Consider the following 16,613-nt stretch of genomic DNA (forward strand, 5'->3'; position numbering starts at 1 on the left):
CCGGGGAGACCGCGACGCGCGCCGACACGAACCCGCGCTGACGGCAGGGGACGCCATCGGGCCCGGTTGACCCTGACACTGTGGCAGGGGTTTGACTGTGGCCGGGAGGTGGGCCGGATGACCTGGTCGCAGGGGGATACGGAATCGGCGCGCGCGCTTCGGGGGCTGGCGCACGGCGACCCGTCGGTGCGGTTGCGTGCTGCGCTGGCGATCGGCACCACCCCCGATCCGCGGTGCGTCGACGCGCTCGTCGCCCGCTGCGCGGTCGAACCCGACTTCCCGGTACGCGAGATGCTGACCTGGGCACTCACCCGGCACAGTGCCGTGCTGACGGTTCCCCGACTGGTCGCCGAACTGCGCGCGACGCGGGCGCAGGCCCGGAGCCAGGCGCTGCACACGTTGTCCAAGATCGGGGACCGGAGCGCCTGGCCGGCGATCACCCGGGCGCTGCTGACCGACGCCGACGACGAGGTGGCGCGCAGCGCCTGGCGGGCGGCTGTCGCCCTGGTGCCGGAGGGGGCGGAACCCGGGCTGGCCGTGGTGCTGGCGACCCAGCTCGGGCGCGGCGACCGGCAGACGCAGTTGAGCCTCGGTCGGGCGTTGGCCGCGCTCGGCGAAGTGGCCGAGCCGGTCCTGCACGCCGCCACGACGGACCCCGATCCCCGGGTACGCGCGCACGCGCTCGCCACCCGCAGGCTGCTGCGCGACCCGGACGCCGGATTCGTGGTCTCGGTCGAGGAGGCGAAGCGCGTCGTGGCCCTCGGCGACTTCGGCCGGGAGGGGTGAGCAGGGTGCTGATCGGTGACGTGGCACGACGCTCCGGGGTCAGCGCCCGGATGCTCCGGCACTACGAATCGCTCGGCCTGGTACGTCCGACCGGTCGTACCGGCGCCGGCTACCGGGAGTATTCCGGCGAGGACATCCGGCGGATCTTCCACATCGAGAGCCTGCGGTCGCTGGGGCTGTCGCTGCGCGAGGTGGGGCGGGCCCTCGACGATCCCGGCTTCACCCCCTCGGTGCTCGTCGACGACCTCATCCGGCAGACCCGGGCGCGGATCGCCACGCAGACGCGACTGCTCACCCGGCTGCGGCGGATCGGTGCCGTCGAGCCCGACGACTGGGAGGACGTCCTCCAGGCCGTCGCGCTCCTGCAGGCACTGGGTTCGCCGAGCGCGGGAGAGCGCCAGCGCGCCGCCCTGGCCTCGGTCGGTGCGGTGCCGGTGGAAGCACTGGTCGAGGCGGCGTTGGGCGAGCCCGACCCTCACGTGGCCGGGGCGCTGCGGTGGGCGTTGGCGCACTCGGGGGTCGAGGGACTGCCGCTGCTGGCCGACGGGCTCGACTCGCCGGCGGCCGAGGTACGCGAGCGTGCCGTCCGGTGCGTCGTCGAGATCCCGCACGAAGCGGTGACGGCGGTGTTGCGGGACGCCCTCGGCCACCACGACGTGGTGGTCCGCAGGTACGCGGCTCTGGCCCTCGGGGCCCGGGGCGTCGCCGACGCCGTCCCGACCCTGGTCGACATGATCGTCGAGGCGGCGAACGACGTCGAGGCCGCCGACGTGCTGAGCGCGCTGGCGACCGATCCGGTGTCGGCGGACCGGATCGCCGCCGCGCTCATCGAGCGCTGTGCCCACGGCACCGTGGAGCAGTCGGCACGGCGACGGCTGACCCAGGCGCTCGCGGGCATCCCGGGGAACCGGACGGAGCGAGCGCTGGCGGCACTCGTCGGTGACCAGGACCGCTCCGTGGCGCTCACCGCGACCTACATCCGCACGCTACGCACCACCCGGGACGGGGCTTGCTGAGCGGTGACGTGCCGGGGCGGTGCCCCCGTCGGGCGACCGCGCGCCCGGCACCGGCGCGGCCACTCGGGCGGGCCTCGGGTCGCTCCCCGTCACCGGTCAGCGACCGCGACGGTGCCGGACGATCAGCGTTCCCGCGCAGAGCACGGCCACCAGGCCGCACGCGGAGCCTACCCACGGGTTGTCGCCGACGGTGGTGAGCACCACGTTGGCCGCCGCGCTGACGAACAGGACCAGCCACAACAGCGGGCGGAGCAGGCCGTCCGTCCGCTGCGGGGTCTCGGCCGGGGCGTCGGTGACGCGGTACGGATCGGTCATGGCTGCCTCCTCGGTGCGACGGTCGTCGACCTGTCCGACGCTAGGCGGGCGGCGGGTCGCCGACGATCCCGCCAACGCCACCGTCGGTGGTACAGCAGGCTGTACCTTCCGGGCCGGAGGCTGCCGGCCGGGCGTGCGGCGGCCTATGTTGGCGCGGGAGGTCTTCCGATGACGTACCTGCGGGACCGGATCCGCGCCTCGGTCGACGCCCTCGAGCATCTCGTCGGCGGGCTCGGCACCGCGCTGCTGGCGTTGGCGGCGCTGCTCTGGGCGGCGCTCGTGGCGGTGGCCTGTCTGGTCGGGGTGGGGTTGCCGGCGGCGCCCGGCGCGCTGCGGGTGGTCCGTTCGGTGGCCGACCGCGAGCGCGCCCGACTGTCCCGCTGGGGCCGGCCGGTCCCCGCCCCGGGACCGGTGCCGGCCGCGCTGCGGGTGGCGGTACGCGACCCGTTCGTCCGTCGGGAACTCGGCTGGGTCACCCTGCACTCGGTCAGCGGTCTGGTCACCGGGATGCTCGGCCTGGCCCTGCCGCTCTACGCCGTGCAGGACGTCACCTTCCCGCTGTGGTACCGGCTGATCCCACCCGAGGCCGGTGCGCCGGGGATCATCTGGTGGCACATCGACGGGCTGGCCGAGGCGCTCGCGGTCGGCCTGCTCGGGGTGGGCTGGCTGGTCGCCACGGTCGTGTGTGGCCCGGCACTGGCCCGCCTCCAGGCCCGGCCGGGCCGGTGGCTGCTGCCTCCGCCGCCGGGGGTGGACCTGTCGTTGCGGGTCGCCGAGCTGACCGCCACCCGGGCCGCGGCGCTGGACGCCCACGCGGTCGAACTGCGCCGCATCGAACGTTCCCTGCACGACGGCACGCAGAACCGGCTGGTCGCGGTCAACGTGCTGCTGGGCGCGGCCCGCCGGGCGGTACGGCGGGACCCGGAGCGGGCCGACGAGATCCTGGGGCGGGCGCAGGACGCGGCGGAACAGGCCCTCGGTGAACTGCGTACGGTGGTGCGCGGCATCCTGCCGCCGGTGCTGGACGACCGGGGCCTCGCCGGTGCGCTGGCCGGCCTGGCCGGCAGCTGTGCGGTGCCCTGCCGGCTCACTGTCGACGTGGCGGTACGCTGCGCGGTCTCGGTCGAGGCCACCGCCTACTTCGTGGTGGCGGAGGCGCTTACCAACGTGGTCCGGCACAGCGGCGCCGGGCACGTCGACGTGACCGTGCGCCGGGAACAGAGCCGGCTTCGGGTGACCGTGGAGGACGACGGGCACGGCGACGCCGACGAGGCACGTGGTTCGGGGCTCACCGGCATCCGCCGGCGGGTCGAGGCGTACGACGGCCGGTTGACCCTGACCAGCCCACCGGGAGGACCGACGAGAATGGACGTGGAGCTGCCGTGCGGATCGTGATCGCCGAGGACGACCCGCTGCTGCGGGAGGGGCTGGCGCTGCTGCTACGGGCGGAGGACCTGGACGTGGTCGACACGGCGGGCACCCCGGGCGAGTTCCTGACCGCGATCGACGCGTACGCGCCGGACGTGGCGATCGTGGACGTCCGGATGCCGCCGACGCACACCGACGAGGGCATCGTGGCCGCGGTGGAGGCCCGTCGCCGCCAGCCCGGCCTCGCGGTGCTGGTCCTCTCGGCGTACGTGGAGCAGGCGTTCGCCACCGAGCTGTTCGCGGTCGGCGCGGCCGGGCTCGGCTACCTGTTGAAGGAGCGGGTGGGCCGGGCCGAGGAGTTCCTCGCCGCGCTGCGCCGGGTCGCCGACGGCGGCAGTGTGATCGACCCGGAGGTGGTGGGGCAGTTGCTGGCCCGCAACCGCCGGCCGGACACGGCGCTGAGCGAGCTGTCGCCGCGCGAGCGCGAGGTGTTGGGACTGATGGCCGAGGGGCTCGGCAACACCGCGATCGCCGAGCGGTTGTACGTCACCGACGGCGCGGTGCACAAACACATCCGCAACATCTTCGCCAAGCTCCAGCTCCCCCCGGACGACCGGGCCGACCGCCGGGTCACCGCGGTGCTGCGCTACCTCGACGGCGACCGGCGGTAGCGCCTGCTGTACCCCGACCCCGGCAGCCCGCTGGATGGTCTCCGGTTCCCCGGCTCCATAGCGTTCCTGGTGCGCGCAGTCCACCCCCGCTGACACGGAAGAGGCCACCAGGATGCCAGTCCACCCGGCACACCCCATCGACCCCGCGAGGACCGTCGACCGCGCGAGGACCGTTGCTCCCGGCCGGACCCTCGCCCCGGCCGGGGCCGTCGGTACGGCGGTCCGGGTCGCGCAGCTCACCCGGGTCTACCCGGCCGGTCGTACCCCGGTGACCGCGCTGGCCGGGGTCGACGTCGCCTTCGACCGGGGCACCTTCACCGCGGTGATGGGGCCCTCCGGGTCCGGCAAGAGCACGCTGCTGCAGACCGCCGCCGGGCTGGACCGGCCCACCTCCGGTCGGGTCGTCATCGGCGACACCGACCTGTCGGGGCTGTCCGAGACCCGGCTGACCGAGCTGCGGCGGACCCGGATCGGGTTCGTCTTCCAGGCGTTCAACCTGATCGGCGCGCTCACCGTCGAGGAGAACATCGTGCTGCCGCTGCGGCTGGCCGGGATCCGGCCGGACCGGGCCTGGCTGAGCCGGGTGGTCGAGCGGGTCGGGCTCGCCGACCGGCTGCACCACCGGCCGGCGGCGCTCTCCGGCGGCCAGCAGCAACGGGTGGCGATCGCCCGCGCGCTGGCCACCCGGCCGGAGGTGATCTTCTGCGACGAGCCCACCGGGGCACTCGACTCGCACACCGCGGCGCAGGTGCTGACGTTGCTGCGGGCGGTGGTCGACGAGCACGGGTTGACAGTGGTCATGGTGACCCACGACCCGGTCGCCGCGTCGTACGCCGATCGGGTGCTGGTGCTGGCCGACGGCCGGATCGTCGCCGACCTGCCGCAACTCGGCGCGGCCCGGATCGCCGAGCACCTGGCGACGCTGGACGGGCGGGCCGTCCGATGACCGGGCTGGCCGCCCGCCTGCTGCGGCACCGTGTCGGCCCGGCCGCCGCGACGCTGCTCGCCCTGGTCGCCGGGGTGCTGATCCTGGTCGCCATGGGCACCCTCGTCGAGTCCGGGCTGCGGTTCCGCCCGGAACCGCGGCTCTGGGCGGCGGCTGACCTGGTCGTCGCCCACCGCACGGTCAGCCACACGTTCCAGGAGTTCGGCGGCGACACCAGCACCAGCACCGTCGCCCTTCCCGAAGGCGGCACGGTCGATGCCGCCCTCGCCGACCGGATCCGCCGGCTGCCCGGTGTCGCGGCCGTCACCGCCGACGACCGGGTGCCGATCGGCGCACCCGCAGCCGTCGGGCACGGCTGGGGCACCTACGCCTTCGCCGGTCGGCCGGTCACCACGGGCGTCGCGCCCCGGGCCGACGACGAGGTGGCCGCCGACGCCCGGCTCGGCGCGGTCCCGGGCGACCGGATCGACCTGGTCGTCGGCGGGGTCGGCCGGTCCTACCGGGTGAGCGCCACCGTCGACACCGGCACCGCCTCGGTGTTCTTCACCGACGCGCAGGCCGCCCGGTTGTCCGCCGCCCCGGGGCGGGTGGACGCGATCGGCGTGCGGTTGACACCCGACGCCGACCACGCCGCGGTCGCCGACGCGGTCCGCCGGATCGTCTCGCCCACCGGTGCCACGACCTACGTCGACGCCGACCGGGGGCAGGCCGAGCAGTCGGCGAACCTGGCCGCCCAGGGCCTGCTGGTCACCGCCGGTTCGGCGTTCGGCGGGTACGTCGTCCTGCTGATCGTCTTCGTGGTGGCCGGCACGATCGGGCTCTCCGTCCGGCACCGCCGCCGCGACCTGGCGCTGCTGCGCGCGATCGGGGCCACCCCGGGTCAGGTGCGTCGGATGCTGCTCGCCGAGGCCGCCCTGCTCGCCCTGGTCGCCGCCGCACTCGGCGGGCCCACCGGCCTGCTGGCCGCCCGCTGGGCGCACGGTGAACTGGTCGGCCGGGGGTTCGTCCCGGCCGACTTCCCGATGACCGGTGGCCTGCTCGCGGTGCCCGTCGCGGTCGGTACGGCGGTGCTGGTGGCGGTGCTCGCCGCGCTGGTCGCCGGCCGACGGGTCACCGCGATCAAGCCGGTCGAGGCACTCGGCGAGATCGCCGTCGAAGCCCGACGTCCCGGCCGGGTACGGCTGATCGCCGGTGGCGCGACGCTGGCGGGCGCCGGCTCCGCCGGGGCGTTCACGGCCGGCAGCGGCGGCTCGACCGGGGCGCTGGCCGGCGCGGTCGGCATGCTCTACCTGTTCGTCATCGCGGTGGCGCTGCTCGCACCCTGGATCAACGGGTACGCCGCCCGGCTGCTGACCCCGGTGCTGTCCCGCCTCTGGCGGGTCAGCGGTTACCTGGCCGCGGCCAACCTGCGGGCCAACGCACAGGGCATGGCGACCGTGTTGACCGCCCTGGTGCTGTCGGTCGGGTTCGGCGGCTCGGTCTGGTTTCTCCAGACCAACCTGGAGCGGCAGACCGTGGCCCAGAGTGCTGCGGGAACGCTCGCCGAACGGGTGCTGACCGCCCCGGGCGGGCTACCCGCCGACGCCGTCCGCCAGGTCCGCCAGTTGCCCGGGGTGCGGGCCGCCACCGGGGTACGCCGTACCCAGGTGGTGGTGCGGTCGACCGACGGGATCGAAGCGGTCGGCGCGCAGGCTGTCGACCCGGCCGGTCTCACCGGCACCATGGACCTCGACGTGCGCCAGGGCGACCCGGCCGACCTGGCGGAGGACACCGTCGCGCTGTCCGCGACGCAGGCGTCCGCGTCCGGGTGGCAGGTCGGCGACCGGGCGGACCTGTGGCTGGGCGACGGCACCCCGGTCACCCTGCGGGTCGTCGCGATCTACGGCCGGGGCCTCGGCTTCGGCGACGTCACGCTGGCCACCGGGACGGTCGCCGGGCACACCGCCGGGGGCACCGCCGACGAGATCCTGGTCCGTGCCGGACCGGACGCCGACGCCGCGCTGGCCGCCTGGTCGGCCGGGCAGCCGGGCGTCCAGGTGCGGGACGCGGCCACCCGTGCCCGGCTCATCGGCACCGACCTGGCCCTCGGCGCCTGGCTGAACCGGCTGCTGGTCGGCGTGCTGGTGGGCTACGCGGCACTGGCCGCGGCCACCACGATGGTGCTGGCGGCGCTGGCCCGCCGGCGCGAACTGGCGCTGCTGCGGCTGGTCGGGGTCACCCGACGGCAGGTCCGGGGGATGGTCCACGCCGAGCAGGCCGGGCTGCTCGGCAGCGCGGTGCTGGTCGGCGCGACGATCGCGGCGCTGACCCTGGGCGCGATCGTCGGCGCGCTGACCGGCAGCCCTGTCCCGTACGTGCCGCCGCTGGGCGCGGTGACGGTGCTCGGCGGGGCGACCCTGCTGGCGCTGGCGACCACGGTGTGGCCGGTCCGCCGGTTGCTCCGGGTGCCGCCGATCGACCACATCGGCCTCAAGGAGTAGCGGCGGGGAACCCCTCCGGCCGGCACCCCTGGGTGCCGGCCGAACCCGACGGCACGCCGGGCGGGCGCTCTCGGCGTGCCGAACCCGGCGGCGGCGAGTTTCTGTCGGGGGTGCCGCCTAGGCTGGCCGGATGATCGACCGGCGGCAGGTGCTGCACTTCCGCGTGCAGGCACAGCAACTCGACCGGGTCGAGGGCACGCTCGCCGACACCGCGATCCTCGACATCGGGGCGCAGGACACCGGCCCCGACGGCGGCCGGTGGGCGCTGGCCGTGCGCGGGGTCGAGGTGCCGGAACCGTCCCTGGCGGACCTGGTCCTGCTCTGGACCGTCCGGGGTGCGCCACACCTCTACCGACGCGCCGACGTGGGCGAGGTGGCGGCGGCGGTCGCGCCGTACTCCGACGCCGACGCGGGCAAACGCATCTACGACGCCGCCAGGCCGTTGAAGGCAGCCGGCATCGGCAACCTGGCCGCCCTCGACGAGGTGGCCGCGCGGCTGCGGGACGTCGTCACCGCGCCGACGGTCAAGGGGGACGTCTCCGGTCGGTTGGCCGAGCTGCTGCCCCAGCCCTACCTCCGGTTCTGCCGCCCCTGCGCCGCCACCCACCTCTACGAGATGCCGTTCCGGCTGGCCGCCGTGCGGGCCGGGCTGGAGCTGCGACTCGACACCTCGCCACCGGTCCTGCACCGCATCCCGGGATTCACCAGGGCCGCCACGTCGGGTGACCGGTTCGACCTGATCCGCGCCTACCTGCGGCTGCTCGGCCCGGCCACTCCCCAGCAGGTGGCCGACTATCTCGACGCCCCGGTCAGGGACGTGAAGGCCCGCTGGCCCGAGGACGTGACCGAGGTACGGGTCGACGGGCAGGCCCGCTCGGTGCTGGCCGCCGACGCGCCGGCACTCGTCTCCTGCGACGACACCACGGCCGTCCGCCTGCTCGGCCCGTACGACCTGTTCCTCCAGGCCAGGGACCGGGCGACCCTGGTGCCGGACGCGGCCCACGCCAAGGAGTTGTGGCCGGTGCTGGGCCGCCCCGGCGCCGTCCTGGCCGGCGGCGAGCTGGTCGGCACCTGGCGTCCCCGCAAGTCCGGCCGGGCGATGAAGCTCGCCGTCCAGCCGTGGCGCAAGCTGTCCGCCGCGACCCGCGACAGCATCGTCGCGCAGGCGCAACGCCTCGCCGCGCACCGGGGCGTCTCCCGCGTCGACGTCGACATCGACGCCTGACCGGCGGCTTGACACCGGTCCGCGACGGTGGGGGAGGATGAGGCGTGCGGGTACCACTTTCCACGCCACCCACCATTCCCGCCGGGGCACTCGCCGCCGGCCCGCAGCCGACCCTCGCCGCGCCGGGTGACCTCGTCCTGCGCCCCTGGGAACCGACCGACGCCCCGGTGTTCCTGGCCGCCTACCAGGATCCGGAGATCCAGCACTGGCACGCCCGTCATCCTGCCTCCGAGAGTCAGGTCCGGGAGTGGTTCGTGGAGTACCACCAGGCCTGGGCGCGGGAGACCGGTGCCAGCTGGGCGGTGACCCGGGACGGCGGTGAAGTGCTCGGTCGGATCGCCCTGACCAGCATGGATCTCGATGACGGTGTCGCCGGGTGTGCGTACTGGGTGCTTCCCGCCGCCCGGCGGACGGGGGTCGCCTCCCGGGCGTTGACGGCGTTGGGCGACTGGGCGCTGGACGGGGCGGGCTTCCACCGTCTGCACCTGGATCACTCGACCCGTAATGCCGCGTCCTGTCGGACCGCGCTGCGGGCCGGCTTCCTTCTGGAGGGCACCAAGCGCAGCGACGCCGTCCATCGCGACGGCAGGCACGACATGCATCTGCACGCCCGCATCCGGGGCGATCGACCAGCCGTCTGACACCGGCACCCCGTCCATGGCCACGAGCCGGTCAGAGCCAGCCGTTGGCGCGGGCGGTGCGGGCCGCCTCGATCCGGTTGCGGGTGCCCGTCTTGCCGATCGCGGCCGACAGGTAGTTGCGGACCGTGCTCTCCGACAGGTGCAGCCGGGCGGCGACGTCGGCGACCGTGGCGCCGTCCACGGCGGCGACGAGCACCTCCCGTTCCCGCTCGGTGAGCGGATTCGGGCCGGCGGCCAGCGCCGCCGCCGCGAGGGCCGGGTCGATCACCCGTTGACCGGCCAGCACCCGCCGGACCGCGACCGCCAACTCCTCCACCGGCCCGTCCTTGACCAGGAACCCCCGCGCCCCGGCCTCCATCGCCCGGCGCAGGTAGCCGGGCCGACCGAACGTGGTGAGGATCAGCACCCGGCAGGAGGGCAGCCGGTGCCGCAACGCGGCTGCGGTGTCCAGCCCGCTACCGTCGGGCATCTCGATGTCCAACAGGGCCACGTCGGGGCGGACCCGCAGGGCCGCCGTCAACGCGGCGGTGCCGGTGCCGGCCTCGGCCACCACCTCCATGTCGGGTTCGAGGTTGAGCAGCAGGGCCAGTGCGCCGCGCATCATGCCCTGGTCCTCGGCGAGCAGCAGCCGGATCATCGGCGCACCGACCCGCCCGTGCCGGTGGGGATCCGGGCGGTGAGCCGCACACCGCCGCCACGGACGGCGGTGACACGCAGCTCGCCGCCGGCCTGTGCCAGCCGCTCGGTGAGACCTCGCAGGCCGTTGCCCGGCTCGGCCCGGCCGCCGACGCCGTCGTCGTCGATGGTCAGCACCGACTCCTCGGCGTCGGCGCGTACCTCGATGTCGCAACGGGACGCCCGGCTGTGCCGCAGCACGTTCGTCACACCCTCCCGCAACACCCAACCGAACGCGTCGTCCGCCTCCACCGGCAGCGGACGGCCTGGCTGCCGCACGGTGACGGTGATCCCCCCGTCGGTCAGGGCGGTGCGGGCGCCGTCCATTTCCCGACCGAAGCTGCGGTCCCGGTAACCGGTGACCGCTTCGCGAACCTCGGCGAGCGCGGTACGGCCGATCCGTTCGATGTCACCGGCCTCCGCCGCCGCCCGCCCCGGATCGGTGGGGGCGAGCCGGCGCACCACCTCCGCCTTCACCACCACCAGGGACAGCGTGTGGCCGAGCAGGTCGTGCAGGTCCCGGGCGAACCGGAGCCGCTCCTGTTCGACCGCCGTGCGGGCCAGCTCAAGCTGGGTGCGTCGCAGCTCCGCCACCAGTCGGGCGGTCCGGGCGAACGCCAGAGTCAGGGTGCCCGCGAGCACCGTGATCAGCGCCGAACCGGCGATGTCACCGGCCGGCACCCGGTGCGCCACCCCGATCACCAGGACGGCGGCGGCACTGCCACCCACCCAGGCGAATCCGAGGCCCGGCCGGACCAGCCCGATCGCACCGGCCGTCGCGACGTACATCAGCAGGATCAGCCAGCCCTCCGGGCCGCCGGCGTACGCGCCCGCGAGGCCCACCCCGAGCGCCGTGAACACCGCCAGACCGAGGTGGGTCAGCACGGGTGGCACCGCCAGGTCGGCCACCGGCACCGCCACCAGCGCGAGGTAGAGCAGCGCGAAGGTGACCAGCCCGGTCGCCGCGACCGCCGCCGGACCTACCTGCCCGTGGGTGATCGCGGCGGCCGGGGGCAGCAGCAGCCAGAACCAGAGCGTGTGCGCGGCGACCAGCAGGAAGCCCCGGCGGCGGCTCCTGCCGGTGACGCTTGTGACACCGGGCATGGTCGTCACGGTAGCGGGATCTCAGCGAGGCGCGGTCGACCGGCGGTACGTCGCCGCAGCGAGCACGCCGAAGGCCACCGTCCACCCGACGAGCACCGCCAGTCCGGTCGGGTCGGGGGCCAGGCCGGCCGCCGCACGCCAACCGAGTTCGGCGAACCGGTACGTCGGCAGCGCGTGCGCCAGGTGCCGCAGCACGTCGGGGAAGTACGCCGCCGGCACCAGCAGTCCGCCGAGCACCGACAGGCCGAGGAAGCCGAGGAAGTTGACCGGCTGGGCGAGCTGCGGGGGGAGGCCGTACCCGATGGCGAGCCCGAGCAGCGCGAACGGCACCGTGCCGACCCACATCAGCACCAGCAGGGCCGCCCACCTGCCGGCGGGTAGCTCGACGTGGTGCTGGAGGCGTCCGGCGATGCCCACCGCGACCAGCGCCGGCACCCCGCTCACGGTGCCGACCAGGGCCTTCACCGCGACCACCCGGCGGGGGGACAGCGGGGTGACCCGCAGTTGGTGCAGCCAGCGCACCGCGCGTTCCTGGGCCACCGACGAGCCCACCGAGAGCACCCCGGCCATCGCACCGTAGCCGGCCAGGCCGACCATGAGCGCGGCGGCGGCGGTGACGCCCTCGAGCCGGTCGCCCGCCGGAAGCAGGCCCGAGAAGATCACGTAGGTGACGACCGGGCCCAGCACGGTGAACAGCGCCAGCCGCGGGTCCCGGACCAGGCGGCGTAGCTCGAAGCGCAGATAGGCACGCATGTCAGTGCTTCCCCTCCGCGCCGGTGAGGGTGAGGAAGGCCGCCTCCAGCCCGACGCCGGTGACCTCCAGGCCCCGGAAGCCCCGGTCGGCGGCCAGCGCCAGCACTGTGGCGTCGGCGTCGTCGGTGGTGAGTACCACCCGACCACCTCGGACCTGCACCGACCGGACGCCGGGCAGCAGGTCGAGGCCCGCCACCGACCCGTCGGCGAGGTCGAAGGCCACCGTACGGCCGCCGGCCACCGCCCGGACCTGCGCCGGCGGACCGTCGGCCACCACCCGCCCGTCGGCCAGCAGCACCACCCGGTCGGCGTACTCGTCGGCCTCGTGCAGGTGGTGGGTGCTGAACAGGACGGTGTGACCGTCGGTGGCGTACCGGCGGATCGCCGCCCAGAACGCCTGCCGGGCGGCGACGTCCAGCGCCGCGCTGGGCTCGTCCAGGACCAGCAGGTCCGGGTCACCGGCCAACGCGAAGGCGAACCGGGCACGCTGCGTCTCGCCGCCGGAGAGCCGGTCCAGCCGGCGGTCGGCCCGGTCGGTCAGCCCGGCCAGCGCGAGCACCCGGGCGGTGTCCAACGGCCGGGGATACAACCCTCGGGCGAGTGTGACCAGGTCCCGCACCGTGGCACCGGCGACGAAACCGGCGTCCTGCACCATTGCTCCGACCTGGCCGGCCCGGACCGCCTCGCCCGGTGACCGGCCGAACAGCGTCACCGTTCCGGAGTCGGGTGGGGCGAGGCCGAGTAGGAGCGAGATGGTTGTCGTCTTGCCAGCGCCGTTGGGACCGAGCAGGGCGACCGTGCTGCCTGACGCGATGGTCAGGTCGATCCCGTCGACGGCCCGTACGGGGCCGAACCGCCGGGTGAGCCCGGTCAGGCGTACTGCGGTGTCATCCATGCCCGTCACGCTAGGCAGCCGGGGTCGGCGGTGGCAGAGCCGACGATACCCGGCCGTCCAGGACAAATGTCCCGGCCGTGCCCAGGTCGGCGAGCCGGTCGCGCCCTGCCACGGTCGGCGGGGGTCCGCCTACGCCGGCACCGGTCCTCAGTGTTCCCTGCCCACCGCACCGGGCTCCACCGAGGACCGCGTACACCGCCGGGCTCCGCGGTCGCGTCGACTTTACGGCTGATGTCTGTCGACAGGGGACCCGACATAGCGTGTGCTTCCCGGGACAGCCCGGCGTGGCCCACGAACGCCACGCCATCCGGCCCGTTCCCCGACCTGGTGAAGTGAGGCCTTCTCGATGACGGTTCCACCCCCTGATCCCGCTGGCCCCGGCCGTCGGCGGCTGGCCGGGCTGCTCGCCGCCGTGCTGGTCGCCACCGCGCTGCCGTTGATCGGCGGCGCTGCGGCGGTCGCCGCGCCGGCCGACCCCGGCCCGTGGCGGCAGCTGCCCGGCGAGACGTCGACGAACGCCCGCGACGGGCGAATACCCGACATCCGCGCCGCGCGATTCACCGCGTACACCCTGGACCGGGCGGTGCTGGCGGACACCCTGGCCGACGTGCCGGCCGAGCGGGCCGGCGCGGCCCGGCGGGGGCAGCCGGCGCTGACCGTCGTGCTGCCCACCCCGACCGGGCGGTTCCAGCGGTTCGCCCTGGTCGACTCGCCGGTGATGGAGCCGGGGCTCGCCGCCCGGCACCCCGAGATCAGCACGTACGTCGGCCGGGGCCTGGACGACCCGACCGCGACCATCCGGGCCGACCTGACCCCGCTGGGCTTCCACGCCTCGATCCGGTCGGCCGGGGGACACTGGTACCTCGACCCTTACTACCACGGTGACCAGAGCGTCTACGCCAGCTACTTCGCCCGGGACCTGCTCGACACCGACCCGGCCCTGGTCGAGCGGGAGGACGTCGCGGCGGCGGCCGAGGCGCTGACGCCGGAGGTTACCGCTGACGAACCGGCAGGCACACCGGTCACCCTGCGCACCTACCGGCTGGCGCTGGTCACCGATCCCTCGTACGCCACCTTCTTCGGCGCGGAGAACGTCACCGCAGCCAAGGTGACCCTGGTCAACCGGGTCACCCAGATCTACGAGGACGAGACGGCGATCCGGTTGGTGCTTGTCGACGGCACCGACAGGACCAACCTGAACACCGCCGCCCTGGCCACCGAGCCGAACGGACCGTGTGGCGCGGCGGCCTGCTACACCCCGACGCAGATCTCCTCGTGCACCAGTTCGCTGCTCAACCGCAACCGGATCGTGCTCGGTCAGCTGATCGGCGCGAGCAACTACGACGTCGGGCACATCGGTCTGGGCCTGCCCGGCGGCGGGGTGGCCGGTCTCGGCGTGGTCGGGCTGGACGGCAAGGCCCGGGGCTGCACCGGCCTACCGACCCCGGTCGGCGACTTCTACGCGGTCGACTACGTGGCGCACGAGATCGGCCACCAGTTCGCCGGCAACCACACCTTCAACGGCACCCAGTACAACTGCTCCGGCAGCAACCGCAGCCCCGCCAACTCGTACGAGCCGGGCAGCGGATCGTCGATCATGGCGTACGCGGGCATCTGCCAGCAGGACAACCTCCAGCCGCACAGCGACCCGTACTGGTCACAGCGCAGCTACACCGAGATCAGCACCTTCGTCACCGGCACCCGGGCGGCGCTCAACGAGGTGCAGACCGGCTCGCTGTCCGACTTCGACACCGACGGTGACTCGTTCACCGTCAGCTACGCCGGGCAGTCCTCCGCACCTGTCGTGCGCGGCGGCAACTACACCGCGGCCGGGATCAAGGCGGCCATCGAGGCGATCGCCGGCTGGCCGGCCGGGGCCACCGTCACCGTGACGGCCTTCGGCGGGCTCGGCGCCCCGAACGACACCGGCTTCCAGGTCACCTTCAACGGGGGACCGCTGGCCGGGGTCGACGTGCCGTCGCTCGGGCTGACCAACACGGTGGGGACGACCGGCTTCGTCGGTGAGACCGCCCGGGGCGGTGCGGCGGGCAACGGCGGCTTCCGGACCGAGCAGACCGGCAACCGGGCCCCGGTGGTCACCGTGCCGGCATCGGCGTACACCATTCCGGCGCGGACCCCGTTCGCGCTGACCGGTGGCGCGACCGACGCCGACGGCGACACCGTGCGCTACCTGTGGGAGCAGAACGACAGGGGTGGCGCCACCGGCACCGCGCTTGTCAACAACACCAAGACCAACGGGCCGCTGTTCCGGCAGTTCGGCGAGGCGGCGGTGGTCAGCCCGACCGACGCGCTGGAGTACCACTCGCCGGGGCAGAACGCGGTGACCACCGACCCGACCCGGCACTTCCCGAACCTGGCCCAGATCGCGGCGAACAACACCAACGCGGCCACCGGCGGCTGCCCTGCCGCACCGGCCCCGCCGGCCACCGGCGGGGCGAGCAACGTGCCGGCCACGACGGTGGACTGCTACTCGGAGTTCCTGCCCACCGGCGACTGGGTCGGCGTCGGCAACGACCGGACCCTGCACTTCCGGCTCACCGGACGGGACGGCCACCCCGGTGGCGGCGGTATCGGCAGCGCCGACGTGGCGCTGACGGTCGCCCCGGCGGCCGGACCGTTCCTGGTCACCTCGCAGGCGACGTCGACGGCGTACCTGGGCGGCGGCACCGTGCCGGTCACCTGGGACGTGGCCGGCACGGACGCCGCCCCGATCAGCGTGGGCGAGGTGCGGATCTCGCTCTCCGTCGACGGCGGGGCCACCTTCCCGCACGTGCTGGCCGAGCGCACCCCGAACACCGGCGCGGCGACGGTGACGTTGCCGAACGTGGACACCGCCCGGGGCCGGCTGAAGATCGAGGCGGTCGGCAACGTCTTCTTCGACCTGAGCGACGCCGATCTCACCGTCACCCGGGTCCGGGCGGCGACGGTCACCTACACCGGTGACGCCCTGGCCTCCCCGGTGGACGACGCCGACTCGACCGGCGTGCTGCTGCGGGCCACCGTCCTTGGTGGCGGCGGTGACGTCCGCAACGCCACGGTGACCTTCAGCGAGGGCGGCGAGACCCTCTGCTCGGCGGTCGCGACGCCGTTCGGCGCGGCGGCGGACGACGGCTCGGCCAGTTGCCGCGCCGTGCTGCCGCACGGCGCGCACCCGGTCACCGCCACGCTGTCGGGGGCGTACACCGGCAGTGCGCCGGCCACCGTCACGGTGGCCGGCGGGTACGGCCGGTCGGTCGCCGGCTCGGGCTACCTCAGGGGCGGGGCCACCGCCGGTGGTTACCCGCTCGACGATGACCGGCGCATCGAGGTGACCCTGGACGGCCGGATCAACAACGGCAAGAAGCTGGTCGGCAGCGCGAAGGTCGGCTACCAGTCGGCAGGCAAGCGGTACAAGTTCCAGAGCACGGCGCTGGAGTCGTTCGGCGTCGCCACGGGGGCCGGGGAACCGGTCGCCGACCTGCGCTACCAGGTCACCCTCTACGACATCTCCACCGCGCAGGACCCGGTCGCGGTGGCGACCGGGCTGACCATGCGGGTGACCGCCACCGACCGGGGCGAGCCGGGCCGGCGGGACGGGATCGGCATCACCGTCTGGGACGGCGACCGGTTGCTCTTCTCGTCCGACTGGACCGGCGCGTCGACCCGGGAGGGCACCCTGACCGCCTCCGGCGGCAACCTCACCATCGGCTGACCAGGCCGACCGCGACACCCGACGTC

General features: G+C 74.6%; 14 protein-coding genes. 9 read left to right on the plus strand and 5 right to left on the minus strand.

All coding sequences use genetic code 11. The annotated features are described in order from the left end of the window. Nucleotides 1–117: 117 nt before the first annotated feature. Nucleotides 118–786, plus strand: coding sequence for a HEAT repeat domain-containing protein (locus tag AC0AIB_RS14845; RefSeq protein ID WP_328346656.1), 669 nt, complete (start codon nucleotides 118–120; stop codon nucleotides 784–786). A gap of 5 nt (nucleotides 787–791) precedes the next feature. Further along, on the plus strand, nucleotides 792–1,802 hold the full coding sequence (locus tag AC0AIB_RS14850) for a MerR family transcriptional regulator (RefSeq protein WP_328346658.1): 1,011 nt from the start codon (nucleotides 792–794) through the stop codon (nucleotides 1,800–1,802). A gap of 96 nt (nucleotides 1,803–1,898) precedes the next feature. Here the strand turns inward: AC0AIB_RS14850 and AC0AIB_RS14855 are convergent, their stop codons facing one another. Beyond that, the gene (locus AC0AIB_RS14855; RefSeq protein ID WP_328346660.1) at nucleotides 1,899–2,117 is read right to left on the minus strand and encodes a hypothetical protein; all 219 of its coding nucleotides are present in this window, start codon (nucleotides 2,115–2,117) and stop codon (nucleotides 1,899–1,901) included. Between the two features lie 168 nt (nucleotides 2,118–2,285). Here AC0AIB_RS14855 and AC0AIB_RS14860 point away from each other — a divergent pair, with 168 nt between their 5' ends. The 6 genes from AC0AIB_RS14860 (at nucleotide 2,286) to AC0AIB_RS14885 (ending at nucleotide 9,448) form a co-directional block, all read left to right on the plus strand. Beyond that, on the plus strand, nucleotides 2,286–3,512 hold the full coding sequence (locus AC0AIB_RS14860; RefSeq protein ID WP_465096890.1) for a sensor histidine kinase: 1,227 nt from the start codon (nucleotides 2,286–2,288) through the stop codon (nucleotides 3,510–3,512). Continuing rightward, a complete protein-coding gene (locus AC0AIB_RS14865) occupies nucleotides 3,500–4,156 on the plus strand; it encodes a response regulator (RefSeq protein WP_465096891.1) in 657 nt (218 codons plus the stop codon). The genes AC0AIB_RS14860 and AC0AIB_RS14865 overlap by 13 nt, the downstream gene beginning before the upstream one ends. A gap of 112 nt (nucleotides 4,157–4,268) precedes the next feature. Continuing rightward, nucleotides 4,269–5,102 carry an ABC transporter ATP-binding protein gene (locus AC0AIB_RS14870; RefSeq protein ID WP_465096892.1) on the plus strand — a complete coding sequence of 278 codons (834 nt, stop codon included), beginning with the start codon at nucleotides 4,269–4,271 and terminating at the stop codon, nucleotides 5,100–5,102. Next, nucleotides 5,099–7,582 carry an ABC transporter permease gene (locus AC0AIB_RS14875; RefSeq protein ID WP_328346668.1) on the plus strand — a complete coding sequence of 828 codons (2,484 nt, stop codon included), beginning with the start codon at nucleotides 5,099–5,101 and terminating at the stop codon, nucleotides 7,580–7,582. Before AC0AIB_RS14870 ends, AC0AIB_RS14875 begins: the two co-directional genes overlap by 4 nt. Before the next feature lie 130 nt (nucleotides 7,583–7,712). After that, entirely contained in the window at nucleotides 7,713–8,807 is a 1,095-nt protein-coding gene (locus AC0AIB_RS14880; RefSeq protein ID WP_328346670.1) for a winged helix DNA-binding domain-containing protein, read from the plus strand. Nucleotides 8,808–8,851: 44 nt separating this feature from the next. Further along, nucleotides 8,852–9,448 carry a GNAT family N-acetyltransferase gene (locus AC0AIB_RS14885; RefSeq protein WP_328346672.1) on the plus strand — a complete coding sequence of 199 codons (597 nt, stop codon included), beginning with the start codon at nucleotides 8,852–8,854 and terminating at the stop codon, nucleotides 9,446–9,448. A gap of 31 nt (nucleotides 9,449–9,479) precedes the next feature. On the opposite strand, the gene AC0AIB_RS14890 is transcribed toward AC0AIB_RS14885, so the two are convergent. From AC0AIB_RS14890 to AC0AIB_RS14905, 4 genes are read right to left on the minus strand one after another with little or no spacing between them, the layout of a single operon-like run. Beyond that, nucleotides 9,480–10,085, minus strand: coding sequence for a response regulator transcription factor (locus AC0AIB_RS14890; RefSeq protein WP_328346674.1), 606 nt, complete (start codon nucleotides 10,083–10,085; stop codon nucleotides 9,480–9,482). Beyond that, the gene (locus AC0AIB_RS14895) at nucleotides 10,082–11,227 is read right to left on the minus strand and encodes a sensor histidine kinase (protein WP_328346676.1); all 1,146 of its coding nucleotides are present in this window, start codon (nucleotides 11,225–11,227) and stop codon (nucleotides 10,082–10,084) included. The genes AC0AIB_RS14890 and AC0AIB_RS14895 overlap by 4 nt, the downstream gene beginning before the upstream one ends. Nucleotides 11,228–11,248: 21 nt before the next feature. After that, entirely contained in the window at nucleotides 11,249–11,980 is a 732-nt protein-coding gene (locus AC0AIB_RS14900) for an ABC transporter permease (protein ID WP_465096893.1), read from the minus strand. Between the two features lies 1 nt (nucleotide 11,981). Further along, a complete protein-coding gene (locus tag AC0AIB_RS14905; RefSeq protein ID WP_328346680.1) occupies nucleotides 11,982–12,875 on the minus strand; it encodes an ABC transporter ATP-binding protein in 894 nt (297 codons plus the stop codon). Nucleotides 12,876–13,221: 346 nt separating this feature from the next. Here AC0AIB_RS14905 and AC0AIB_RS14910 point away from each other — a divergent pair, with 346 nt between their 5' ends. Further along, entirely contained in the window at nucleotides 13,222–16,587 is a 3,366-nt protein-coding gene (locus tag AC0AIB_RS14910; RefSeq protein ID WP_465096894.1) for a reprolysin-like metallopeptidase, read from the plus strand. Nucleotides 16,588–16,613 lie beyond the last annotated feature (26 nt).

It is taken from the genome of Micromonospora sp. DSM 43699 (assembly GCF_055517075.1).